Raw genomic sequence first — 22,724 nt, forward strand, 5'->3', positions numbered from 1 at the left:
TCAGGCCGCGGCGGGCACCGCCCGCCGTTCGAGGGCCATGCTCGCCAGTGTCGCGAGCAGGCCCGCCACCGTGACCGCCGCACCGGCGAGGCTCACCACCGGCATGGTGAAACCGGCCGCGAGCACGGCACCGCCGAGCCACGCACCGCCGGCATTGCCGAGGTTGAACGCGGCGATGTTCAGTGTCGATGCGAGATTCGGCGCATCGCCCGCGACGTGCACCACGCGCGACTGCAACGGCGCGACGGTGGCGAACGCGGCGACGCCCCAGACGAACACCGTGACGATCGACGCGATCGTGGAATGCATCGTCCAGGCGAACACCACGAGCAGCAGCGCGAGCGCGACGAGGATGCCGACGAGCGACGGCATCAGCTTCCAGTCCGCCAGGCGCCCGCCCAGCATGTTGCCGACGGTCGTACCGACGCCGAACAGCACCAGCACGGCACCCGTCCAGTGCGGGCCGATGTGCGACTGCTCCTGCAGGATCGGCGCGATGTAGGTGAACACGGTGAACACGCCGCCGAAGCCCAGCACCGTCATGCCGAGCGCGATCAGCACCTGCGGCTCGCGCAACACACGCAGTTCGCGACCCATGTGCGGCGCCTTCAGGTCCGGCAGGGCGGGGACGAAACGGGCCACCGCGGCCGTGGCGAGCACGCCGAGGACGGTCACTGCCCAGAACGTGGCGCGCCAGCCGGCCCACTGACCCAGGAACGTGCCGAACGGCACGCCCAGCACGTTGGCCAGCGTGAGACCCGCGAACATCAGGGCGATGGCGCGGGCACGCTGGTTCGCGGGCACGAGGTGCGCCGCGACCACGGCGCCGATGCCGAAGAACGAGCCATGGCAGAACGCCGCCACCACGCGGGCGACCATCAGCACGTCGTACGTCGGCGCCACGGCGCAGAGCAGGTTGCCGAGGATGAAGAATCCGAGGAGCAGCAACAACGCGCGCTTCCGCTCCATCGTCGCGGTCAGCGCGGCGAGCAGCGGCGCACCCACGGCCACGCCGAGGGCATAGCCGGACACCAGCATGCCGGCGGCGGGGATCGACACGCGCAGGTCGGTCGCGACCTCGGGCAGCAGGCCCATGATCACGAACTCGGTGGTACCGATCGCGAACGCGGCCACGGCGAGGGCCAGCAAGGGCAGACGCGACGAAGAGACATTCATTGGGATAGGCTCGATGGAAAGCGATAACGTGCATTTTCCTGCCCGGGGCCCCATGCAGAAACACCTGTCCGCGCCAAATACTCTTGCCGCAGGCGCGAAAGTGCGGAGCGGGCACGCATGATCGCGACGGCCATCGCCATCGCGGCACTGTCCCTGCACGTGGCTGGCGTGTTCGCCGCGATGCACGCCGTCATGCACGCCCGAACGGCGCAGGGCGCCTTCGCCTGGGCGCTCGGCCTCGTCCTGCTGCCCTACGTCACCCTCGTGCCTTATCTCTTCCTGGGCGCGAGCCATTTCAGCGGCTACGTCGACCTCCACCGCCAGCGGCAGGCACGATTCTTCCTGCTGCACGAGGAAGCCGGACACCCGGGACGGCCGGGCATGCTCGCGCCGCCGCCCGGCCGCGAAGACCCTCGCTACGACGCGATCGGCCACATGCTGAAGACCGCGATGCATGGCGGGAACGCGCTCGTGCTCCACGTCGACGGCGCGGACGCCTTCGATGCGATGTTCGCCGCGATCGCACGCGCGGAGCGTTACGTGCTGGTGCAGTTCTTCATCATCCACGACGACGTGCTCGGTCGTCGCCTGCGCGACGCGCTGCTCGAACGGGCCGCCGCCGGCGTCGAGGTGTGCCTCCTCTACGACAGCATCGGCAGCCACGAGCTCCCGGACAGTTACGTCGATCGTCTGCGCGCCGGCGGCGTACGTACCCACCGGTTCGCCACCCGGCGCTGGCGAAACCGTTTCCAGCTGAACTTCCGCAACCACCGCAAGGTGCTCGTCGTCGACGGCGAGCGCGGCTTCGTGGGCGGCCTCAACGCGGGCGACGAATACCTCGGCGCGAAGCCGCCGCTGTCGCCCTGGCGCGACACGCACATGGAGATCGAAGGCCCGGCGGTGGCGGACCTGCAACGCGTGTTCGCCGAGGACTGGTACTGGGTCACGGGCGAACGGCCGCCGTCGTCGCCGCCGCCGGAACGCTGCGGCCGTGCCGGGACGATGATCGTGGCGACCGGCCCGGCCGACCCCCAGGAGAGCTGTTCCCTGTTCTTCACGCAGGCGATCCAGTCGGCGCGGCACCGCGTGTGGATCACCACGCCCTACTTCGTGCCCGATCAGGCCGTGTTCGGCGCGCTGCGCCTCGCCGTCTTCCGTGGCGTGGACGTGCGCATCCTCATCCCCTCTCGTCCGGATCACCGCACGGTGTTCATGGCATCCACGCTCTACGCGCACGAGGCGACGCTCGCCGGCATCCGGATGTTCCGCTACCAGCCGGGGTTCGTGCACCAGAAGGTGATGCTCATCGACGAAGACACCGCCGTCGTGGGTAGCATGAACCTCGACAACCGCAGTTTCCGCCTGAATTTCGAGATCGCCGCGCTGAACGTCGACGAGACCTTCGCCGCGGACGTACGGGCCATGCTGGAGCGAGACTTCGGCAACAGCGACGAGGTCAACCCCAACGATTACCGGCGCCTGTCGTATTTCCACCGGGTGGCCCTGCACGTGGCCCGGCTGTTCGATCCGATCCTCTGACCGCGCGGCCGACGCACTTGCGGTTTACGCGTTACTCCGCTTGACTCGACCGCTCGCCCACGCAGGACCTATCCCATGCTCCGGACCCTCGCCTTCGTCACCGCGATCCTGGCCACCAGTGCCCATGCGGCACCTGCCCGTTTCGTGGAGCGCACCGTCGACGTGCAGGGCAGGACGTATCGCTACCAGGTCTTCGTGCCGGCCGACGTGAGCGCGCATCCGGCGGTCGTGCTTTTCCTGCACGGCAGCGGCGAACGCGGCGACGACAACGCGAAGCAGATGTCGCAGGGCCTGCCGCCGTGGCTCAAGGCACACAGCGACTTCCCGGCCGTGGTCGTCATTCCGCAGGCACCCGACGACACCGAGTGGACCGACAAGGCCGATGCCGACATGGCGATGGCCGCGCTCGAGAAGAGCGTGGGCGAGTTCCACGGCGACCGGAAGCGCCTGTATCTCACGGGGCTGTCGATGGGTGGCTACGGTTCGTGGCAGCTCGCGGTGGATCACCCGCGGACGTTCGCGGCCGCCGCGATCATCTGCGGCGGCGTGTCGCCCTTGCCGGACGACGGGCGGAACCTCTTCGTGCACGGCGTGCCCGAGGGCGACGATCCGTTCGCCTGGGTGGCGAAACGCATCGGCGCCACGCCGGTCTGGATCTTCCATGGCGGCGACGACAACGTGGTGCCGACCGAGCAGTCGCGAAAGATGCACGCGGCGCTGGTCGCGCGCGGCGCGCAGGTGAAGTACACCGAATTCCCGGGCGTGAATCATGGGTCGTGGGACAAGGCGTACGCCACGCCGGATCTGTGGGACTGGATGTTCGCCCACTCTCGCTGACTATCGCGGTCAGTCGGAGTGGCGGATGCCGGCGACGAGTTTCTTCAGATCGCCGGAGAACATCGCCCAGCCCAGACACGCGCCGAGGAAGGCGCCAACCATCTCGAAGAACACGCGCAGACCGATGGCGTCGGGATCGTGCACCGCCGCGAGCTTGAGCTTCAGCAGCGTGATCGATTGCAGTGGCGCCATGTTGAAGTAGAAGAGGTTCCAGATGTCCTGGCCGCCGCCGATGACCACCGACAGCGCGAAAGCGACGCCGATCGCCATGCCCGCGCTCCATCCGTTGCCCCGGTTGATGAAATGCAGCACGCCATAGACCACGATGCCCACGACGAGCGCGATGGCGCCCGCTTCGAGGGCACCGACGATGCCGTAGCCCATCCAGCTGCGATCGTATGGCATGCGAGAACTCGTCAGGGATCGATGCCGCATTATGCCCGTGCGCGGGCCCGCGTATCGTCGTCGCGGCCGAATCGCAGGTAGAGCGATACGGCCAGCACCACGGCGGCCGCCGCCGCGAAACCGGCCAGCAGGAAGATCGCCGGGTAGTCCCACACGCCCGCGACCCAGCCGCCGATCGGGCCGGTGAGGCCGAGCGCGATGTCGAGGAACACCGAGTAGGCACCCAGCGCGGCGCCGCGATTGTGCGTGCTCACCCGGCTCACCGCCGCGACGCCCAGCGCGGGAAACACCAGCGCGAAGCCCGAACCGGTCAATGCGGCACCGGCCAGCGCCGCGTGCGGCGTGTCGCCCTGCCAGAGGAGGGCGAGACCAAGGCATTCGACGAACAGCGAAACGATGGCGACGCGATAGCCACCGAATCGGTCGATGGCGTTGCCGAACACCAGGCGGATACCGATGAAGCAGGCACCGAACACGGAAAGCGAGAGCGCCGCATCCGACCACCCACGACTCGCGTAGTAGAGCGCCACGAACGTGGATAGCGTGCCGAACCCGATCGAGCCGAGCGCGAGACCCGCGCCGTAAGGCATCACGCGGAGGAAGACGCTACGGAACGGCAGGCGCTCGCCGTGCGACGGCGCCACGCGGGCTTTCCACAGCGCGAACGGCAGCGCGACGAGACCCAGTACGAACGTGAGCACGCCAAGCGCGATGAACCCATGAGCGTGCGCGAGCCAGACGCCGAGCGGCGCACCGACCGCGATGCCGCCGTAGGTGGCGATACCGTTCCATGAGATCACGCGCGCCGTGTGCTCGCCGCCGATCCCACCGATACCCCACGTGATCGCACCGGTGCTCACCCAGCTCTCGGCAAAGCCGAGACCGAGACGACTCAGCAGGATCAACGTCAGCGCCAGCGCCGGGATGTGCGGCACCAGTGCGCCGAGCGCGAGGAACAGCCCCGACAGCGCGAGCACCGCGAGACCGGCCACCACCGTGCGCTTCGGACCCATCGCGTCCGCCATGCGTCCGGCATGCGGGCGACTCAGCAGGGTCGCAAGATACTGCGCGCTGACGGCGAGGCCGGCCACGATGGTGGAGTAGCCGAGGTCGTGATGCGCAAACCCCGGCAACACGGCGAGCGGAATACCGATGCACAGGTAGCAGACGAAGGAAAACACCACCGCCGACAGGATGCGCACGGTGACGGCCAAGCGCCTGCCGCGCTTGGGAACGAGGGGCGGGAGAGACATGGTGCCGATTATAGCGCCCGATGCTGCGGTGCCGCATTGGCGGATCTGGCCGTGAGGTGTGCGAGCGGCGAGCACCCTTCGCCAGCAGGCTGGCTCCCACCGGCTTGGGGTTGGTGTGGGAGCGGCCTTGGCCGCGAAGGGTGCTTGCGGCAAGCACCCTTCGCCAGCAGGCTGGCTCCCACCGGCTTGGGGTTGGTGTGGGTGTGGCCTTGGCCGCGATGGAGGCTTGCCGCAAGCACCCTTCGCCAGCAGGCTGGCTCCCACCGGGCTTCGCCGCTATCGCGGCTCCTGCAGAGGCATCGGATGCGGTGGGCCGAGGACGACCGGCTGGCCGCTGTGCAGCGACTCGCGCAGCGCCACGGCGATGCGTGTCGCCTCCACCGCGTCGTCCATCGTGAGGTCGAATGGCGTTTCGTCGAGGATGGCGTCGACGAAGTGTTTCGCCTGGGTCACGAACGCGGGCGCGAAGCGCTCGTAGAACGAAGGCAGTACCAGATTGCGCACCCCGTTGGCATCGGCGATCTCCACGCGATCCGCGCGCGGGTTGCGGCCGACGCTCACGCGGCCGGCGGTGCCCGTGATGTCCGTGTGCGTGTCGTGGCCATGGGCCTGCGTGCGCGAGGCGTAGAACATCGCCATGCGGCCACCCTCGAATTCCACGGTCGCGATGCCGTTGTCGACATCGCCCATCGCTTCGAGCGGCGGATACATCGCCACCGTCCCGGCGGCATACACCTTCACCGCCTTCGGCCGGCCCAGCAGCCAGCGCGCCAGGTCGATATCGTGCACGCTGCAGTCGAGGAAGATGCCGCCACTCGTCGGTGCGAACGCGAGGAACGCGCCACTCGGATCGGCGAGATCCGCCGTCTGCGAATAGACGAGGAACGGCCGGCCGATGCCGCCTGCCTCGATGTGCTGGAACGCGTGCCGGTAGCTTTCGTCGAACCGGCGCACGAATCCGACCATCGCGCGCTTCGACGACGCGGCGGCGTGCGCCGCGGCACGCCGGCAGTCGTCGATCTCCAGCGACAAGGGCTTTTCGCAGAACACGTGCTTGCCGGCGTCCAGCGCCTGCTCGATCTGCGCGGCATGCAACGACGTCGGCGTGACGAGGAACACCGCGTCCACCGATGCATCGGCAAGCAGGGCCTCGAACGTCTCATGGACGACGGCCACCCCGAGCGTGTCTTTCGCCCAGGCGCGCTCCCCTTCCACGGGGCTGCACACGGCGACGAGGTCCGCGCGCGGTACCGCGCGTGCGAGGTTCTCGGCGTAGCGCTGGCCGAGCCGACCGAGGCCCGCGAGGCCGATGCGTAGTGACGTCATGACCCGTACTCCGTCAGATAGCTACCGCGATGGCCTGGCCTTCGCGCCACGAGCGAGCCGCGGCCTCGGCCAGTTCCAGCGCCTTGATGCCGTCGGCGATGGTGGTGCGCACCGGTGTGCCGGCGACCAGCGCGTCGAAGAAATGCGCGATCTCCGCCGCGTAGGCCTCGCGATAACGTTCGAGGAAGAAATGCTCGGGCAGGTCGTGCGCGATGTGTGTCGCGGTGTGCGACACCACCTGCGTCGGCGCGACGTTACCCGCCTGCAACATCCCCTTGCTGCCCAGCACCTCGAAGCGCTGGTCGTAACCGTACGCGGCGCGGCGCGACGTGTTGATCTGGCACAGCCTGCCGCGCTTCGTGCGGATCGTGACCGCCGTGGTATCGAGGTCGCCCGCCGCCTCGATGGCCGGATCGGTAAGACAGCTGCCGGTCGCGTGCACGCTCACGGCTTCGTCGGCGAGGATCCAGCGGAAGATGTCGAAGTCGTGGATCAGCATGTCCTTGAAGATGCCGCCGGAGCTCTCGATGTAGGACACCGGCGGCGCACCCGGGTCGCGGCTCGTCACGATCAGCACCTCGGGCGTGCCGATCTCGCCGTCGTCCAGGCGTTTCTTCAGCGACGAGAACGTCGGATCGAAGCGACGCTGGAACGCGATCATGCAGACCACGCCCGCCTTCTCCACCGCCGCCTGGCACGAGCGGGCGCGTTCGACGTCGAGGTCGACGGGCTTCTCGCAGAAGATGGCCTTGCCTGCCCCGGCGGCGCGGTGGATGAGGTCGGCATGTGTATCGGTGCTCGATCCGATGACGACGGCACCCACGGCGGGATCGTTCAGCGCGTCGTCGATGGACGCCACCTTGGCGCCGTGCCTTTCCGCCAGCGCCTGGGCCGATGGCGCATGCACGTCGACCACGTAGCGCAGCCGCGCTTCCGGATGGCGGGCGACGTTGCCCGCATGGATCTTGCCGATGCGACCGGCACCGAAAACGGCAACTTCAATCATCGTATTCTCCTCGGGGGATCGTTTCTTCGACGGTGAGTTCGAGCTTGTAGGCCAGCGCGACGAACAGCGCCTGGCAGAGGCACATGGTGCTGGTGAGGCCGCGGAACGCGAACGCACTACCCTCCTTCACCTTCAGCAGCACATCGGAATGGCGGGCGAGCGGTCCCAGATCGCTCTCGGTGATGGCGAGCACCCCGGCCTTGTGCTGCTGCGCCACGCGCATCGCGTAGAGCGTTTCCTTGCCGAACGGCGGAAAACTGATGGCGATCAGCGCGTCGCCCTTGCCGATGCTGCGGAGCTGCTCGCGGAACATGCCGCCCAGGCCGTTGACCAGGTGCACGCGCTTCTGCGTGTGCTGGAGCGCGTAGGCAATGTACGTCGCGATCGCGAACGAACGACGCACGCCCATCACGTAGATGTTCTCGGCATCGGCGAGCATGTCGACCGCTTTCTGGAACCGTGTCTCGTCGAGTTCGCCGGCGAGTTCGTCGAGACCGGCGCGACTGGCGTCGATGAAGCGCGATGCGATCTCGGCCGCCGGCACCCCGCCGGTGCGGCCCTTGATCACGCTGCGGATGCGCTGCTGGTAGCTCCGGGCCGGCGAGGCCTGCGCGGCCCATGCATCGCGGAACACCGCCTGCATTTCCGAGAAGCCGGAATAACCGAAGCGCTGCGCGAACCGGACCACGGCGGATGCGTGCACGCCGCAGCCTTCGGCGATCTCGCCGACGCGCTGGACCATGATGGAACTGCGATGTTCCTCAAGGTAGCGCGCGACGCACTGCAACTGGCGGGGCAGCGCCTCGTACTCGTCGGCGACGCGCTGCATGAGTGCATCGGCTTCGCTGCGTTTGGCCATCGTCCTCTCCCGTCGCGTTCCGGCGCATTCAAGCACGGGATGGAACGTTTTTTCCATTTATTCTTTTGCTGCAATGCAAATTGCAACGGTGGAACGGGCGGTCCATGCTCGGTTCGCTTTCGGCAAAACAGCGGCCGCTTGGCCGTATCGCAGTTCGACTCAATCCATCCATCCGACCGCGACGCGGTCATTCGGGGAGGAAATATGCGATCCAAACTGTTCCACGCCACTCTGGCCGCCGCACTCGCCCTTGGTCTCGGCGCCGCCGCCCCCGCCTCCCGGGCGGCACCCGGCGACCGTTACGTGCTCGTGACCCACGCCGCCGATTCCGATTCCTGGTGGAACACCATCAAGAACTCGATCAAGCAGGCGGGCGAGGACTTCGGCGTCGCCGTCGACTATCGCGGCTCCGGCAACGGCGACCTCAGCGAGATGGCGCGGCAACTCGAGTCCGCCGCGGCGCGCAACTACAAGGGCGTCGCCTTCGACATCGCCAACGTCTCGGTCCTGCAGGGACCGGCCGCGAAGGTCACCGCCAAGGGCATCCCCATCGTCACGATCAACTCCGGCACGCCGGACGAGAGCAAGAAGCTCGGCGCGATCATGCACGTGGGCCAGGGCGAGTACGACGCCGGCAAGGCGGCGGGCGAAAGGGCGAAGGCCAAGGGCATCACGAGTTTCGTCTGCGTGAACCACTACGCCACCAACAACGCCTCGTTCGAACGCTGCCAGGGCTTCGCGGACGCCATCGGCCTCAAGGACTGGCGCAAGACGTCCATGATCGACACCGGCATGGATCCGACCGTGGTCGCGAGCAAGCTCAGCGCCTACCTGCGTACCAATCCGAAGACGCAGGCGATTCTCGCGCTCGGCCCGAACGCCGCCGAGCCGGCCATCAAGGTCGTCCAGGACATGCGTCTGACCGGGAAGATCGAGTTCGGCACGTTCGATCTCTCACCCGCGATCATCGGTGGCATCAAGTCCGGCGTCATCCAGTACGCGATCGACCAGCAGCCGTACCTGCAGGGCTACATGGGCATCGCCGCGCTGGTGATCGCGCACGATCAGAACACCAAGGATCCCGCGAAGATCATCGCCGCCCTCAAGGCGAATCCGAAGTTCCAGGCGCGCCTGAAGCAGTACGACCTCAAGCCCGTCTATACCGCCACGGGTGTGAGTTCGGGCCCCGCGTTCGTCACGAAGGACAACGTCGCCACCGTCGAGAAGTACGCCGGCCAGTACCGCTGACCGGCAGGAGCACCGTCCATGAGCGCCATCAACGAGAGCGTCACGAACATGATCCCCACCAGCCGCGCGAAGGCGCCGGAGGCAACGACACCCACGGACGAGCGCGTACGGAAACTCTCTCCGTGGCGGGTGCTGCTCGACAGGCCCGAACTCGGCTCGATCGCGGGTACCGTGCTCGTCTTCGTGTTCTTCGGCATCACCGCGGGCGGTTCCGGCATGTTCGCGCTCGATGGCGTCATCAACTGGGCGCAGGTGGCGGCGTATCTCGGCATCATCGCCGTCGGCGCGTGCCTGCTGATGATCGCCGGCGAATTCGACCTGTCCATGGGGTCGATGATCGGCTTCGCCGGCGTCATGGTGGCCATCCCGCCGATGTACCTGGGCTGGCCGCTGTGGGCGTCGGTGATCTTCGCGTTCGCCGGCTCGATGGCGCTCGGCGCGCTCAACGGCTACCTCGTCGTCCGGACCCGGCTGCCGTCGTTCATCGTCACCCTAGCCTTCATGTTCATCCTGCGCGGCCTCACGCTGGTGCTGTCGACGCGCTTCGCCAACAGCACGATCGTCAGCGGCGTCGGCGAAAAGTTCACGTCCGATCCCGTGGTCTCGGCCCTCTTCCAGGGCACGACGTTGCACTGGCTGTTCACCGCCCTCGCCGGCATGGACCTCATCGAGAAACTGCCCTCCGGCGATCCCGTCGTCGCCGGCCTGCCCAAGGTGCTCGTGTGGTGGATCGTCATGGCGATCGCGGCCGGCTTCGTGCTGGCGCGCACCCGCTTCGGCAACTGGATCTACACCGTGGGCGGCGATGCGAACGCGGCGAAGAACGTCGGCGTGCCGGTCCGCCGCGTCAAGGTCTCGCTGTTCGTGCTCACCGCCTTCTGCGCCTGTCTCTTCGGCGTGCTGCAGGTCGCCGACGTGGGCTCCGCGGCGGCCGACCGCGGACTGCAGAAAGAGTTCGAGGCGATCATCGCCGTCGTCATCGGCGGCACGCTGCTCACTGGTGGGTTCGGATCCGTCATCGGGGCCTGTTTCGGCGCGCTGATCTTCGGCGTCGTGCAGATCGGCATCTCGTACACCAACATCGATTCCGACTGGTACCGCGTGTTCCTGGGCGGCATGTTGCTGCTGGCGGTCCTGTTCAACCACTACATCCGCAGCCGCGCCGCGGCGACGAAATGAGGGGCGCCACCATGGCCGACGATTACATCCTCGAACTCGACGACGTCAGCAAGTTCTTCGGTAGCGTGATCGCCCTGCAGGGGGTGACGCTGCGCCTGAAGCGCGGCGAGGTGCACTGCCTGCTGGGCGACAACGGGGCGGGCAAGTCCACGCTGATCAAGACGCTGGCGGGCGTGCACCAGCCCAGCAGCGGCTCCTACCGCGTGGACGGCGAGCCCGTGCGTTTCTCGTCCCCGCGCGAAGCGCTCGATCGCGGCATCGCCACCGTCTATCAGGACCTCGCGCTGGTGCCGTTGATGAGCGTGGCGCGCAATTTCTTCGCAGGGCGCGAACCGCGCCGCAAGCTCTTCGGCCTGCTGCCGGTGCTCGACATGCACTACGCGAACGAGACGGCGCGCGAGAAACTCGCCGAGATGGGCATCCGCGTGCGCGACGCCAGCCAGCCCGTCGGCACCATGTCGGGCGGCGAGCGGCAGTGCCTCGCCATCGCGCGCGCCATCCATTTCGGGGCCAAGGTGCTGATCCTCGACGAGCCCACGGCGGCGCTCGGCGTGAAGCAGTCGTGCAACGTCCTGAAGCTGATCCACAACGCGCGCGAGCGCGGCATCTCGGTGATCTTCATCACCCACAACGTGCACCACGCCTACCCCATCGCGGACAGCTTCACGCTGCTCAATCGCGGACAGTCGATGGGAACCTTCGCCAAGAGCGACATCACGAAGGAAGCGGTGCTGGACATGATGGCGGGCGGCACCGAGATCCAGAGCCTCGTCGACGAACTGGAAGGCCGCGCGGCCTGACCACGGAACCCCTATGCGTCCTCTCCTCCCCCGCTCCGCTTCCCGTCCCATCGACGTCGCCTGCCTCGGCCGGCTCGCGGTGGATCTCTATGCCCAGCAGATCGGCGCCCGGCTCGAGGACGCGACCAGCTTCGCGAAGTACCTCGGCGGTTCGTCGGCCAACGTCGCGTTCGGCACGGCGCGCCTCGGGCTTCGCTCGGCGATGCTCTCGCGCGTCGGCGACGACCACATGGGCCGGTTCCTCACCGAAACCCTCCACACCGAAGGCTGCGACGTCAGTCAGGTGAGGGTCGATCCGGCGCGCCTCACCGCGCTGGCCATCCTCGGCATCAAGGACAGCGAGACGTTTCCGCTGCTTTTCTATCGCGAGAACTGCGCCGATATGGCGATCGAGCCCGCCGACATCGACGAGGCGTTCATCGCCACGTGCCGCGCGCTCGCGATCACGGGCACCCATCTGTCGACGCCCGGTGTCCTCGCCGCCAGCACGCGGGCGATCGAGCTGGCGCGCCGGCACGACGTCCGCACCGTGCTGGATATCGACTTCCGCCCGGTGCTCTGGGGGCTGACCGGGCGCGGCGAGGGCGAGCGGCGATTCGTCGCCGCCGATCACGTCACCGCGCACCTGCAGGGCATCCTCCCGGGTTTCGACGTCATCGTCGGCACCGAAGAGGAATTCCACATCGCCGGCGGTAGCGAAGACCTCGTCGCCGCGCTGCGCGCGGTGCGAGGCATCAGCAACGCCATGCTCGTGGTGAAGCGTGGTCCGCTCGGTTGCAGCATCGTGGAAGGCACGGTGCCCAGCGACATCGACGACGCGCCCACGTATCGCGGTGCGCGCGTCGACGTGCTCAACGTGCTCGGCGCCGGGGACGCCTTCCTGTCGGGATTCCTCGCCGGCTGGCTGCGGGGCGAGTCCGTCGAACGCGCGTGCGCGTTCGCCAACGCCTGTGGCGCCATCGTGGTGTCGCGCCACGGCTGCGCGCCCGCCATGCCGGCGCGCGCCGAGCTCGACGCGTTCCTCGCGCGCGAGGGCGGCATCCACCGGCCGGATCTCGACGACGAGCTGGCGCACCTGCACCGCACCGCGGTGCCGCGCAAGGTGTGGGACGAACTCTATGTGTTCGCGTTCGATCATCGCGTGCCGTTCTTCGAGATCGCACGAGCCGCGGGTGCCGACGAGTCGCGCCTTCCGCGGCTCAAGCAACTGCTCGTCGACGCCGTCGCCGCGACCGAACGCGGCGGCGAGCTGCAAGGCAAGGTCGGCATGCTGGCGGACGACCGCTACGGGCAGGACGCGCTCAACGCCGCCACGGGCCGGGGGTGGTGGATCGGTCGCCCCGTGGAGGTGTCCGGCTCCAACCCGCTGGAACTCGAGCGCGGACGGTCGATCGGGAGCCAGCTGATCGGCTGGCCGCGCGAGCATGTCATCAAGTGCCTGGTCGCTTTCGATCCGGACGCCGCGCCGCTGGATCGCATCGAGCAGGAGACGCAGTTACGCACCCTCTACGACGCAGCGAAGATCAGCGGCCACGAGCTGCTGCTCGAAGTCATCCCGCCGGGCTGCGCCGACGCCGCCATCCGCGACGAGAAGGTGCTGCGTTCGCTCAAACGCATCTACAACCTCGGTATCCGCCCCGACTGGTGGAAGCTCTGTCCTCCACGTCGCGACGCGTGGCCCGCGATCGACGCGCTCATCGCCGAACGCGATCCACACTGTCGCGGCGTTCTTCTCCTCGGCCTCAACGCCGCCGCGGAGACACTGGCGGTCGGCTTCGCCGACGCCGCCACGAGCCGGACCTGCCGGGGCTTCGCCGTCGGGCGGACGATCTTCGCCGACTGCGCGCGGTCGTGGCTCGCGGGCGACATCGACGACGCCACCCTCGTCGCCCAGGCGCAAGCCTCCTTCGAGCGGATGATCGCGCTGTGGCGCGACGCGCACCGGTCGGGCAACCGGATAACGGAAGGTGCCGCCGCATGAGCGCGACGATCCGACTCACCTGCGCGCAGGCCCTGGTCCGCTACCTCGCCGCGTTGCGTGGACGCGACGTCGACGACGACGAGGCGACGCCGCTCTTCGGCGGCGTGTTCGCGATCTTCGGACACGGCAATGTGGCGGCACTCGGCGAGGCGCTGTACGGCATGCGCGACACGCTCCCCACCTACCGCGCGCACAACGAGCAGGCGATGGCGCATGCGGCCATCGCCTATGCGAAAGCGAACATGCGCCGTCGCATGATGGCGGTCACGACATCCATCGGACCGGGGGCCACCAATCTGGTGACCGCCGCCGCGCTGGCCCACGTGAACCGGCTGCCGGTGCTGCTGTTGCCCGGCGACATCTTCGTCTCGCGCGCGCCCGATCCCGTCCTGCAGCAGCTGGAAGATTTCAGCGACGGCACGGCGTCCGTCAACGACTGCCTGCGTCCGGTGTCGCGTTATTTCGATCGCATCGTTCGCCCCGAACAGTTGCTCACCGCGCTGCCGCGCGCCATCCGCGCCCTGACCGATCCCGCCCTCTGCGGTCCGGTCACGCTCGCGTTGCCGCAGGACGTGCAGGCCGAGGCGTACGACTTTCCCGCGTCGTTCTTCGAGCCCCGGGAGATCGTGTTCCGGGCGCCGCAACCCACCGACGACGAATTGATGGCGGCCCTCGACGCCATCGAGGCGGCCGAACGGCCGGTCATCGTGGCGGGGGGCGGCGCCCTGTACGCCAGGGCGACGCCCGAGCTCATGGCGTTCGCGGAGAAACACGGCGTGCCCGTCTGCGAAACGCAGGCCGGCAAGGGCGCGCTGCCATGGAACCACCCGCTTCACCTCGGACCGGCGGGCGTCTGCGGTTCGACCGCGGCGAACGGGCTGCTCCCCGAGGCGGATCTCGTCATCGCGGTCGGTACACGCCTGCAGGATTTCACGACGGGGTCGAACACGCTCTTCCGTCACGTGCCGATCCTCTCGATCAACGTCAATGCGTTCGATGCGCTGAAGGGCGACGGCCTGGAAGTGATCGGCGACGCGGCGCAGGTGCTGGACGACCTCAGCTTCGGCCTCGAGGACTGGGCCGCGCCGGAAGCGTGGACCGAGCGTGCGCGCGTCGCCGCGGGCGTCTGGGTCGACACCGTCTCGCGCATCACGGAGCGCCGCGAGGCGCCGCCCGGACGCCTGCCCTACGACGGCGAAGTGATCGGCGCGGTGCAGCGTTCGTCGCCGACGTCCGCGATGAGCGACATCGTGGTCTGCGCGGCCGGCACGCTCCCTGCCGAACTGGAAAAACTCTGGCGCACCGAGACGGCCGGCGGATACCACATGGAATACGGCTATTCGTGCATGGGCTACGAGATCGCGGGCGGCCTCGGGGTCAAGATGGCCGCGCCCGATCGCGAGGTCGTCGTCATGGTCGGCGACGGCAGCTACCTCATGATGAACTCGGAGATCGCCACGTCGGTGATGCTCGACGCGAAGCTGATCGTCGTGTTGCTGGACAACCGCGGCTACGGGTGCATCAACCGGCTCCAGCAGGCGACCGGTGGCGCGCCGTTCAACAACATGCTCGACGATTGCGTGCAGGGTCGGCATGGCGCGCCGTCCATCGACTTCGCCGCTCACGCGCGCAGCCTCGGCGCGATCGCGGAACACGTCGCCGATATCCCGGGCCTGGAGATGGCCCTGACACGCGCGCGCGCCGCCGACCGCACCTACCTCATCTGCATCGATACGGACGCCACGCGCACGACCGAAGAGGGCGGCGTATGGTGGGACGTGGCGGTGCCGGAAGTCTCAACGCGGAAGCCCGTGCGCGATGCGCGCGCGGCCTACGAAACCGCCCTCGCCGGCCGCAAGGCCAGGATCACGCCCGCATGAAGAACGATCCGATCCGCATCGGCATCAACCCGATCTCCTGGAGCAACGACGACCTGCCGTCGCTCGGCGGCGAGATTCCCCTCTCGACGGCGCTCGAGGAAGGCAAGGCCATCGGTTACGAAGGATTCGAACTCGGCAACAAGTTTCCGAAGGATCCTGCGGAGCTGCGTCGGCTCATGGCCGGCTACGGCCTCGACGTGGTGTCCGGCTGGTATTCGGGCCGCCTCGCCGAGCGCGACGCCAGCGCGGAATGCGTCGCCGTCGAACGGCACCTTCGCCTGCTCGCGGAGAACGGATGCGAGGTGATGGTCTATGGCGAGGTGGCGCACGCCATCCAGGGCGAGCCGGTGCCGCTCTACAAGCGACCTCGCTTCCGCGACGACGACGCGTGGAAGCGCTACGGCGAGAAAGTCACCGAATTCGCACGTTTCACGCTCACGCACGGCGTGCGCCTCGCCTATCACCATCACATGGGCGCGTACGTCGAATCGCCGGACGACGTCGACCGCCTGATGGCCAGCACGGGTGACGACGTCGGGCTGCTTTTCGACAGCGGTCATACCTACTTCGGTGGCGGCGACCCGCTCGCGGTGCTCGATCGCCATATCGCGCGCATCTGCCATGTGCACTGCAAGGACGTGCGTCCTGGCGTGATTCGCCTTGCACGCAACCGTCAGTGGACGTTCCTCGAATCCGTACTCAACGGCGCGTTCACCGTGCCCGGCGACGGCGTCATCGATTTCGCCGCGATCGTCGAGCGGCTCAAGGCCCACGGCTACCGCGGCTGGCTCGTGGTCGAGGCCGAGCAGGATCCGTCCGTCGCCCCGAGCTACGCCTTCGCGAAGAAGGGCTACGACACGCTGCGCCAGCTGCTCGACCGCGTCCCGGCGAAGGAGGTCGCATGACCCTGCTGGTCAAGGCCATGCCGACAGGCGAGGCCATCGTGAAGGTGACGCCACAGACGGCGCGCTGGCATTACGTGGGCTTCGAAGCGCGGCGCCTCGCCCGAGGACGGACGACCCGCGTCGAACTGCCCGCCGACCGGGAAGGCTGCCTCGTGGTGCTCACGGGCACGGTCGATGTCACCGTCGGCGAAACGACGTGGCGCGGTCTCGGCGGCCGCGCCAGCGTATTCGACGATCGCTCGCCCGTGGCGATCTACGCACCCCCCTCGTCGGTGTTCGTCATCGAGGCCGTCGACGACGCCGAGGTCGCCGTCGCCTCGGCACCGGGCACCGGCAGGCATGGCGTCCGTCTGATCGAATCCGAGTCGATGAAACGCTCGGTGCGCGGAACGGGCGCGAACACGCGCTATGTGTGCGACATCCTCCCGGAGAGCGAGCCGGCCGAGTCGCTCCTCGTGGTCGAGGTACTGACGCCCGCGGGACACTCGTCGAGCTATCCGCCGCACAAGCACGACACCGACGCGTTGCCCGAAGAGAGCGTGCTCGAGGAGACCTACTACCACCGCATCGATCCGCCGCAGGGCTTCGCCTTCCAGCGCGTGTACACCGATACGCGGGATATCGACGAGTCGATGGCGGTCGGCGACCACGACGTCGTCATGGTGCCGCGCGGTTACCACCCCGTCGTGATGCCCCACGGCTATCGGGGCTACTACCTCAACGTCATGGCCGGTCCCCGCCGTGAATGGCACTTCCGCAACGACCCCGCCCACGAATGGATGATCGCGCGCTGACGCGCCGCGATCGGAGTAACCAAGACATGTCCGCCCAGCCCTCCCCCGACACCCTCCCCCGCATCGGTCACTTCATCGCCGGCCGGCCGTACGCCGGGTCGCCTGCCGGCAGCGCGCCCGTCTACGATCCTGCGCGCGGCGTGCCGTCCGCCGAAGTGGACCTGGCATCGGCCGCCGACGTCGACGCCGCCGTGCGCGCGGCGCACGCCGCGTTTCCCGAATGGTCGCAGACACCCGCGCTGAAGCGCGCGCGCGTGATGTTCCGCCTCAAGGAACTGATCGAACGGGACATGGATCGACTCGCGCGGATCATCGTGTCGGAGCACGGCAAGGTGCTCTCCGATGCGAAGGGCGAGCTGCAGCGCGGGCTCGAGGTGGTGGAGTACGCCTGCGGCATCCCCGAACTGATGAAAGGCGAGTACACCGAGCAGATCGCCAACGGCATCGACGCATGGACGATGCGCCAGGCGCTCGGCGTCTGCGTCGGCATCACGCCGTTCAACTTTCCGGCGATGGTGCCCATGTGGATGTTCCCGATGGCGGTGGCCTGCGGCAACACGTTCGTGCTCAAGCCGTCCGAACGCGACCCCTCGCTCGGCGTGGAGCTGGCGAAGCTGCTGAAGGAGGCCGGCCTTCCCGACGGCGTGTTCAACGTGGTGCACGGCGACAAGACCGCCGTGGACGCCCTGCTGGATCACGATCTGGTGCGGGCCGTCAGCTTCGTCGGTTCCACCCCCATCGCCGAATACATTTACGCAAGGGGATGCGCGAAAGGTAAGCGCGTCCAAGCCTTGGGCGGGGCAAAGAATCATATGATCGTCATGCCCGACGCCGACCTCGACAAGACCGCAGATGCGCTGATGGGCGCCGGTTACGGCGCGGCGGGAGAGCGTTGCATGGCGATCTCGGTGGCGGTGGCCGTCGGCGAGGCCACGGCGGATGCGCTGGTCGCGAAGCTTGCTCCGCGCGTGGCGGCATTGCGGATCGGCCACGGCCTCGACGAGTCGATCGAGATGGGCCCCGTCGTCACGGCCGTGCATCGCGATCGCATCACCGGTTACATCGACGACGGCGTGGCATCCGGCGCGGAGCTCGTCGTGGATGGCCGCGGTCATCGTGTCGCGGGTTGCGAGCAGGGCTTCTTCGTCGGCGGAACGTTGTTCGATCGCGTCACGCCGGCGATGAGAATCTACAAGGAAGAAATTTTCGGACCCGTTCTCTGCGTGGTGCGCGTTGCGGATTTCACGAGCGCGCTCGCGTTGGTCGACGCGCACGAGTTCGGCAACGGCACGGCGATCTTCACGCGCGATGGCCAGGTGGCGCGGGAATTCGCGCACCGCGTCCAGGTCGGCATGATCGGGATCAACGTTCCCATTCCGGTGCCGATGGCGTTCCACAGTTTCGGCGGATGGAAGAAGAGCCTGATGGGCGATCACCACGCTCACGGCCCGGAATCCGTGCGCTTCTACACAAAACAGAAGGCCATTACACAGCGTTGGCTGAACCACAGCGAAAGCACCGGCGCAGAGTTCGCGATGCCCACGCATTGATATGACAAAAGAACTATCATTGCTCGGTTGTGCACAACGAAAACATGTTGCGTCGCAACTGGCATAAACAAAATCGAAATACGCAAAAGCATAATTTTTTTCTTTCAGGGAGAAGGGCACATGCGCCATTCATTGATCAAGCATCCCCTTGCCAGAGTCATCGTCGCCTGCCTCGCTTTCGGTACCGTCGCCGCGCACGCACAGGACGCATCGACCTCCGATACGGACAGCCTGGCCAACAGGAAGTACCTGTTCGGCGACTGGAATGGCGAGCGCACGCGCCTCGCGGACAAGGGCATCACGTTCGACTTCGGCTACGGCTTCCAGGCCGCGCACAATTATTCGGGCGGCGACCGTCGCCTCACGCGTTACACCGACCAGTGGAAATTCGGCAGCGCCTTCGATCTGGAGAAGCTCTGGGGATGGAGCGGCGCCACCTTCAAGGTGGTGATCACCGACCGTAACGGCCGCAATCTCGGCGCGGATGCGAACATCGGCAACAACCAGCTGATCCAGGAAGTGTACGGGCGCGGTCAGACGTGGCACCTCACGATCTTCGCGCTGGAACAGAAGTTCTTCGATGGCCGCCTGACGTGGAAACTCGGCCGCCTGCCGGTGGGCGAGGAGATCAACCAGTTCTCGTGCGACTTCCAGAACCTCACGTTCTGCGGTGCTCCTCCGGGCAACATCGTGGGCGACTACTGGGTGAACTGGCCGACGAGCCAGTGGGCCACGGTGCTCAAGCTCAATACGACGAGCGACACCTTCGTCCAGATCGCGGCATATCAGGTGAACCCGAAGTACGTCGACGACTCGTATGCGCGTCGCAACGGCTGGAAGCCCGACTTCCCGAGCGGCACCACTGGAGCGCTGATCCCGCTGGAATTCGGCTGGAAGCCTTCGGTCAACGGCCTGCCCGGCTCGTACCGCGCGGGCGTCTGGTACAACACCTCCGACGGTGACGACCTCTATCTCAACACCGATCATCAGCCGCTCGCGCTGGCGGGTGGCACGGCGCTGCAGCACGATTCGCGTCGCGGCGCATGGGTGACCTTCCAGCAGCAGTTCACCGGTGAAGCCGGCGGCAAGGGCACGACGGCGTTCTTCAACTACACCGCCGCCGACCACGCCACCTCCGCGACCAACAGCCAGGTCGCGGTCGGTGTCGAGTACAAGGGCATCTTCGATCGTCCGAACGACTTCGTCGGCGCGGCCTTCGGTGCCACGCACGCGAACGGCTATGCCGCGAAGAACCAGCGCTTGCTCAACGCGCTGAATCCGGAACAGGCCCGCGTGATCAACGACGGGTACGAGAAAGTGGTGGAAGTGTTCTACAGCTGGTCGCCGATCGCTTCGGTCGCGATCCGCCCGAACCTCCAGTACATCAAGGATCCGGGCGGCAGCAAGCAGAACGACAACGCCTTCGTGCTCGGTCTGAAGACCAGCGTCGCGTTCTGATGCGCGTGTGGGAGCGGCCAAGGCCGCTCCCACGGTGCTTCTAGCCGTCGTTTTCCGCGGATGCCGTGAGCTCGAAGGATTCGTCCCCCTCGTCGACCACGAGCCGCATCACGATCGGACGGCAACACACCTGGCAATCCTCGATGTACGTCTGGCTGCCCGCCGAGACGTCGACGGCGACCTCGATGGTTTCGCCGCAATACGGGCATGCGATGTCGGTGAAATCGAACATGACGGGGTCTCCGGGGCCTCGATGGGTGGGTTCGCGCTATCCTACCGGGCCGTAACCCCCGGGACTTGCATGCCATGATCGACCTGGTCGGCTTCGACGGCGACGACACCCTCTGGCGCAGCCAGGAGTTCTACGACGACGCGCAAGCGTCCTTCGAGGCGATCCTCGGGCGCTACGTGGACCTCGCCAGCGACGGCCTGCGCGACGCGCTGCTCGCCACCGAACGCGGCAACATCGCCCTCTTCGGGTACGGTGCCAAGGGCATGACCCTGTCGATGATCGAGTCCGCCATCGAACTGACGGACGGCCGGATCGAGGCACGCGACATCCATCGCATCGTTCGCCTCGGCAAGGACGTCCTGGCGCATCCCGTCGAGCTCCTTCCCGGTATCCGCGACGCGGTGACGGCTGTGGCCGCCACGCACCGCGTGGTGCTGATCACGAAAGGCGATCTCTTCCATCAGGAATACAAGGTCGCCCGAAGCGGCCTCGCCGACATCTTCCATCGGATCGAGATCGTCTCGGAAAAGGATCCCGCGGCCTACCGCCGCCTTTTCGCCGAGTTCGACATCCCACCGGCGCGCTTCGCGATGGTCGGCAACTCCCTGAAATCGGACATCGCGCCGGTGGTCGAACTGGGCGGCTGGGGCGTCTACATGCCGTACCACAGCACCTGGGCGCACGAGCTCGTTGACGATTTCGCCATGGGCGAGCGCGTCATCGAAGTAGCGGGCGCGAACGGTGTGCCTGAAGCTATCGCACGCATGCATTCGTCAGTCGGATAGACGGCTCTGGTGGGAGCCAGCCTGCTGGCGAAGGGTGCTTGCCGCGAGCACCCTTCGCCAGCAGGCTGGCTCCCACCGAAGGGCTCGACATCCCCTTCGCACCGGAGCCGTAAGCTGGGCCGCGAACGACAAGGAGGCTCCCGTGCACGCGAAGCTGAAACTCATCTGGCGGGTCATCCGCACCACCGCGCGAGGATTCAGCGACGACGAGCTGATGACCCGTGCCGCGGCACTGGCGTTCTACTCGGCGCTGTCCTTCGCGCCGCTGCTGGTGCTGCTGCTGTGGGTCGTCGCATCACTGCGGCCGGAATGGCAGACACAACTGATCGACAGCCTGAACGGGCTGGTGGGGCCGCGTGCCTCCGACGCCGTGCGGCTCGTCATCGAGAACGCGAAACAGAAGCCGAGCGTCGGCAGCATGGCGGGCGTGATCGGCCTTGGCGTGACGCTGGTCGGCGCGTCGGCGGTGTTCGCCCAGCTGCAGGGCGCGCTGAACCGGGTGTGGAGCCTCCAGCCGCGCCCCGGCTCGACCCGGGGCGCCATCGTGGGCTGGCTGCGGGCGCGCATGCACGCGCTGGGCCTGCTGCTGTCGCTGGCGTTCCTGCTCGTGATTTCCTTCTCCGCCAGCGCCCTCATCGCCGTGTTCGTTCGTGGCGGCACCACGGGCTGGCAGGTGCTCGAGATCCTGATCTCCCTGGGCGTCTTCGTGCTGATCTTCGGAGCCATTTACAAGGTGCTGCCGGACGCCATCATCGAATGGCGCGACGCGATGATCGGCGCGACCCTCACGGCCCTCTTGTTCGCGGTCGGCAAGTTCGCCATCGCCATCTACCTCGATCGCAGCAACGTCGGCGGGCCCTACGGCCCGGCGGGCGGCGTGGTGGTGCTCCTGGTCTGGGTCTATTACTCGGCACTGATCCTGCTGCTTGGCGCCGAGCTGACCGAGGCCGTCGCCGAAGTGCGGGGCACGCCAATTAAACCGCGGCCATACGCGATGTCGACCCGTACGCCCGAGAGCCCCCGGATTGACCCGTCCGTCACGAGCGCGGCGGTATCCCTGAAGACCACCGAGAAGGAGGAACACCCATGAAGACCGCTCTCCTCGCCGCCGCCGCGATCACCCTTGCCAGCGCGGCTGCCTTCACCCCGCCGCCGGCCGATGCGCAGGCACGGCGTAGCCAGCACCAGGTGTGCCGCGACGTCGAGACCAAGGAAATCCAGTCCAAGGACAACAATCGCCTGATCGGCACCGGTGTGGGCGCCGTCGCGGGCGGCCTGCTGGGCAACCAGGTGGGCGGAGGCAAGGGCAAGACGCTCGCGACCGTCGCCGGCGCGGTGGGCGGCGGCTACGCGGGTAACCAGATCCAGAAGAACCACCAGAACAAGAACGCCCGGTACGAGACCCATCGCGAATGCCACTGGGTCAACGACTGACCGACGTGTAATGCCGGGCCGCTAACGCCGGTCTGGTGTGGGAAGGGGGCCGTCCGGCCCCCGCCCCTCGGAGGCAG

General features: G+C 67.4%; 21 protein-coding genes. 14 read left to right on the forward strand and 7 right to left on the reverse strand.

From position 1 onward, the window contains the following. Positions 1–1,176 (reverse strand): MFS transporter, encoded by a 1,176-nt coding sequence (locus tag BMX32_RS03945; RefSeq protein ID WP_089974723.1) that lies wholly within the window; start codon positions 1,174–1,176, stop codon positions 1–3. Between the two features lie 117 nt (positions 1,177–1,293). Between BMX32_RS03945 and cls the strand changes: the two genes are divergently transcribed. Both cls and BMX32_RS03955 read left to right on the forward strand, forming a co-directional pair. After that, a complete protein-coding gene (gene cls / locus BMX32_RS03950) occupies positions 1,294–2,715 on the forward strand; it encodes a cardiolipin synthase (protein ID WP_089974726.1) in 1,422 nt (473 codons plus the stop codon). A 75-nt stretch (positions 2,716–2,790) separates the two neighbouring features. Continuing rightward, complete coding sequence (locus BMX32_RS03955; RefSeq protein ID WP_089974729.1) at positions 2,791–3,552, forward strand: carboxylesterase family protein; 762 nt, start codon at positions 2,791–2,793, stop codon at positions 3,550–3,552. Positions 3,553–3,561: 9 nt separating this feature from the next. Here BMX32_RS03955 and BMX32_RS03960 read toward each other — a convergent pair whose 3' ends face one another. From BMX32_RS03960 to BMX32_RS03980, 5 genes are all read right to left on the reverse strand, one after another. After that, positions 3,562–3,957, reverse strand: coding sequence for a hypothetical protein (locus tag BMX32_RS03960; RefSeq protein ID WP_089974732.1), 396 nt, complete (start codon positions 3,955–3,957; stop codon positions 3,562–3,564). Between the two features lie 29 nt (positions 3,958–3,986). Beyond that, a complete protein-coding gene (locus tag BMX32_RS03965; RefSeq protein WP_244511399.1) occupies positions 3,987–5,171 on the reverse strand; it encodes an MFS transporter in 1,185 nt (394 codons plus the stop codon). Positions 5,172–5,486: 315 nt separating this feature from the next. Further along, entirely contained in the window at positions 5,487–6,536 is a 1,050-nt protein-coding gene (locus BMX32_RS03970; protein ID WP_089974737.1) for a Gfo/Idh/MocA family oxidoreductase, read from the reverse strand. 13 nt (positions 6,537–6,549) lie between these two features. Then, positions 6,550–7,542, reverse strand: a complete 993-nt coding sequence (iolG, locus tag BMX32_RS03975; RefSeq protein ID WP_089974739.1) for an inositol 2-dehydrogenase — start codon at positions 7,540–7,542, stop codon at positions 6,550–6,552. After that, entirely contained in the window at positions 7,535–8,401 is an 867-nt protein-coding gene (locus BMX32_RS03980) for a MurR/RpiR family transcriptional regulator (protein ID WP_089974741.1), read from the reverse strand. Before BMX32_RS03980 ends, iolG begins: the two co-directional genes overlap by 8 nt. A gap of 204 nt (positions 8,402–8,605) precedes the next feature. Here BMX32_RS03980 and BMX32_RS03985 point away from each other — a divergent pair, with 204 nt between their 5' ends. From BMX32_RS03985 to BMX32_RS04025, 9 genes are all read left to right on the forward strand, one after another. Next, positions 8,606–9,649: a sugar ABC transporter substrate-binding protein gene (locus BMX32_RS03985; RefSeq protein WP_089974742.1), complete on the forward strand. Its 1,044-nt coding sequence runs from the start codon at positions 8,606–8,608 to the stop codon at positions 9,647–9,649. 18 nt (positions 9,650–9,667) lie between these two features. Next, positions 9,668–10,828: an ABC transporter permease gene (locus BMX32_RS03990; RefSeq protein WP_089974744.1), complete on the forward strand. Its 1,161-nt coding sequence runs from the start codon at positions 9,668–9,670 to the stop codon at positions 10,826–10,828. Positions 10,829–10,839: 11 nt separating this feature from the next. Further along, positions 10,840–11,628 (forward strand): ATP-binding cassette domain-containing protein, encoded by a 789-nt coding sequence (locus BMX32_RS03995; RefSeq protein WP_089974747.1) that lies wholly within the window; start codon positions 10,840–10,842, stop codon positions 11,626–11,628. Between the two features lie 13 nt (positions 11,629–11,641). After that, positions 11,642–13,609: a bifunctional 5-dehydro-2-deoxygluconokinase/5-dehydro-2-deoxyphosphogluconate aldolase gene (gene iolC, locus BMX32_RS04000; RefSeq protein WP_089974750.1), complete on the forward strand. Its 1,968-nt coding sequence runs from the start codon at positions 11,642–11,644 to the stop codon at positions 13,607–13,609. Further along, on the forward strand, positions 13,606–15,489 hold the full coding sequence (iolD, locus tag BMX32_RS04005) for a 3D-(3,5/4)-trihydroxycyclohexane-1,2-dione acylhydrolase (decyclizing) (protein WP_089974753.1): 1,884 nt from the start codon (positions 13,606–13,608) through the stop codon (positions 15,487–15,489). The genes iolC and iolD overlap by 4 nt, the downstream gene beginning before the upstream one ends. Further along, positions 15,486–16,394 (forward strand): myo-inosose-2 dehydratase, encoded by a 909-nt coding sequence (gene iolE, locus BMX32_RS04010; protein ID WP_089974755.1) that lies wholly within the window; start codon positions 15,486–15,488, stop codon positions 16,392–16,394. Before iolD ends, iolE begins: the two co-directional genes overlap by 4 nt. Next, positions 16,391–17,188 carry a 5-deoxy-glucuronate isomerase gene (gene iolB / locus BMX32_RS04015; protein ID WP_089974758.1) on the forward strand — a complete coding sequence of 266 codons (798 nt, stop codon included), beginning with the start codon at positions 16,391–16,393 and terminating at the stop codon, positions 17,186–17,188. Before iolE ends, iolB begins: the two co-directional genes overlap by 4 nt. Positions 17,189–17,214: 26 nt before the next feature. Beyond that, entirely contained in the window at positions 17,215–18,738 is a 1,524-nt protein-coding gene (locus tag BMX32_RS04020) for a CoA-acylating methylmalonate-semialdehyde dehydrogenase (protein ID WP_089976903.1), read from the forward strand. Between the two features lie 120 nt (positions 18,739–18,858). Then, entirely contained in the window at positions 18,859–20,196 is a 1,338-nt protein-coding gene (locus BMX32_RS04025) for a carbohydrate porin (RefSeq protein WP_089974761.1), read from the forward strand. 40 nt (positions 20,197–20,236) lie between these two features. On the opposite strand, the gene BMX32_RS04030 is transcribed toward BMX32_RS04025, so the two are convergent. Next, entirely contained in the window at positions 20,237–20,428 is a 192-nt protein-coding gene (locus BMX32_RS04030) for a CPXCG motif-containing cysteine-rich protein (protein WP_089974764.1), read from the reverse strand. Between the two features lie 74 nt (positions 20,429–20,502). Here BMX32_RS04030 and BMX32_RS04035 point away from each other — a divergent pair, with 74 nt between their 5' ends. The 3 genes from BMX32_RS04035 to BMX32_RS04045 all read left to right on the forward strand — a co-directional run bounded on the left by BMX32_RS04035 (position 20,503) and on the right by BMX32_RS04045 (position 22,647). Continuing rightward, the gene (locus tag BMX32_RS04035; protein ID WP_089974767.1) at positions 20,503–21,213 is read left to right on the forward strand and encodes an HAD family hydrolase; all 711 of its coding nucleotides are present in this window, start codon (positions 20,503–20,505) and stop codon (positions 21,211–21,213) included. Between the two features lie 142 nt (positions 21,214–21,355). Beyond that, the gene (locus BMX32_RS04040; RefSeq protein WP_244511400.1) at positions 21,356–22,303 is read left to right on the forward strand and encodes a YihY/virulence factor BrkB family protein; all 948 of its coding nucleotides are present in this window, start codon (positions 21,356–21,358) and stop codon (positions 22,301–22,303) included. After that, complete coding sequence (locus BMX32_RS04045; protein ID WP_089974770.1) at positions 22,300–22,647, forward strand: glycine zipper 2TM domain-containing protein; 348 nt, start codon at positions 22,300–22,302, stop codon at positions 22,645–22,647. The genes BMX32_RS04040 and BMX32_RS04045 overlap by 4 nt, the downstream gene beginning before the upstream one ends. The last annotated feature ends 77 nt before the right edge of the window (positions 22,648–22,724 follow it).

Source organism: Luteibacter sp. UNCMF331Sha3.1 (assembly GCF_900109915.1).
GTDB lineage: Bacteria > Pseudomonadota > Gammaproteobacteria > Xanthomonadales > Rhodanobacteraceae > Luteibacter.

What these genes read in the sequence shown, in the direction of transcription:
- BMX32_RS03980 (WP_089974741.1), bottom strand. Translation starts at nt 8,401, where the DNA reads ATGGCCAAACGCAGCGAAGCCGATGCACTCATGCAGCGCGTCGCCGAC.
- BMX32_RS03990 (WP_089974744.1), top strand. Translation starts at nt 9,668, where the DNA reads ATGAGCGCCATCAACGAGAGCGTCACGAACATGATCCCCACCAGCCGC.
- BMX32_RS04020 (WP_089976903.1), top strand. Translation starts at nt 17,215, where the DNA reads ATGTCCGCCCAGCCCTCCCCCGACACCCTCCCCCGCATCGGTCACTTC.
- BMX32_RS04030 (WP_089974764.1), bottom strand. Translation starts at nt 20,428, where the DNA reads ATGTTCGATTTCACCGACATCGCATGCCCGTATTGCGGCGAAACCATC.
- BMX32_RS03985 (WP_089974742.1), top strand. Translation starts at nt 8,606, where the DNA reads ATGCGATCCAAACTGTTCCACGCCACTCTGGCCGCCGCACTCGCCCTT.
- iolB (WP_089974758.1), top strand. Translation starts at nt 16,391, where the DNA reads ATGACCCTGCTGGTCAAGGCCATGCCGACAGGCGAGGCCATCGTGAAG.
- cls (WP_089974726.1), top strand. Translation starts at nt 1,294, where the DNA reads ATGATCGCGACGGCCATCGCCATCGCGGCACTGTCCCTGCACGTGGCT.
- BMX32_RS04035 (WP_089974767.1), top strand. Translation starts at nt 20,503, where the DNA reads ATGATCGACCTGGTCGGCTTCGACGGCGACGACACCCTCTGGCGCAGC.
- iolG (WP_089974739.1), bottom strand. Translation starts at nt 7,542, where the DNA reads ATGATTGAAGTTGCCGTTTTCGGTGCCGGTCGCATCGGCAAGATCCAT.
- BMX32_RS03960 (WP_089974732.1), bottom strand. Translation starts at nt 3,957, where the DNA reads ATGCCATACGATCGCAGCTGGATGGGCTACGGCATCGTCGGTGCCCTC.
- BMX32_RS03970 (WP_089974737.1), bottom strand. Translation starts at nt 6,536, where the DNA reads ATGACGTCACTACGCATCGGCCTCGCGGGCCTCGGTCGGCTCGGCCAG.
- BMX32_RS03955 (WP_089974729.1), top strand. Translation starts at nt 2,791, where the DNA reads ATGCTCCGGACCCTCGCCTTCGTCACCGCGATCCTGGCCACCAGTGCC.
- BMX32_RS03945 (WP_089974723.1), bottom strand. Translation starts at nt 1,176, where the DNA reads ATGAATGTCTCTTCGTCGCGTCTGCCCTTGCTGGCCCTCGCCGTGGCC.
- BMX32_RS04025 (WP_089974761.1), top strand. Translation starts at nt 18,859, where the DNA reads ATGCGCCATTCATTGATCAAGCATCCCCTTGCCAGAGTCATCGTCGCC.
- iolD (WP_089974753.1), top strand. Translation starts at nt 13,606, where the DNA reads ATGAGCGCGACGATCCGACTCACCTGCGCGCAGGCCCTGGTCCGCTAC.
- iolC (WP_089974750.1), top strand. Translation starts at nt 11,642, where the DNA reads ATGCGTCCTCTCCTCCCCCGCTCCGCTTCCCGTCCCATCGACGTCGCC.
- BMX32_RS04045 (WP_089974770.1), top strand. Translation starts at nt 22,300, where the DNA reads ATGAAGACCGCTCTCCTCGCCGCCGCCGCGATCACCCTTGCCAGCGCG.
- iolE (WP_089974755.1), top strand. Translation starts at nt 15,486, where the DNA reads ATGAAGAACGATCCGATCCGCATCGGCATCAACCCGATCTCCTGGAGC.
- BMX32_RS03995 (WP_089974747.1), top strand. Translation starts at nt 10,840, where the DNA reads ATGGCCGACGATTACATCCTCGAACTCGACGACGTCAGCAAGTTCTTC.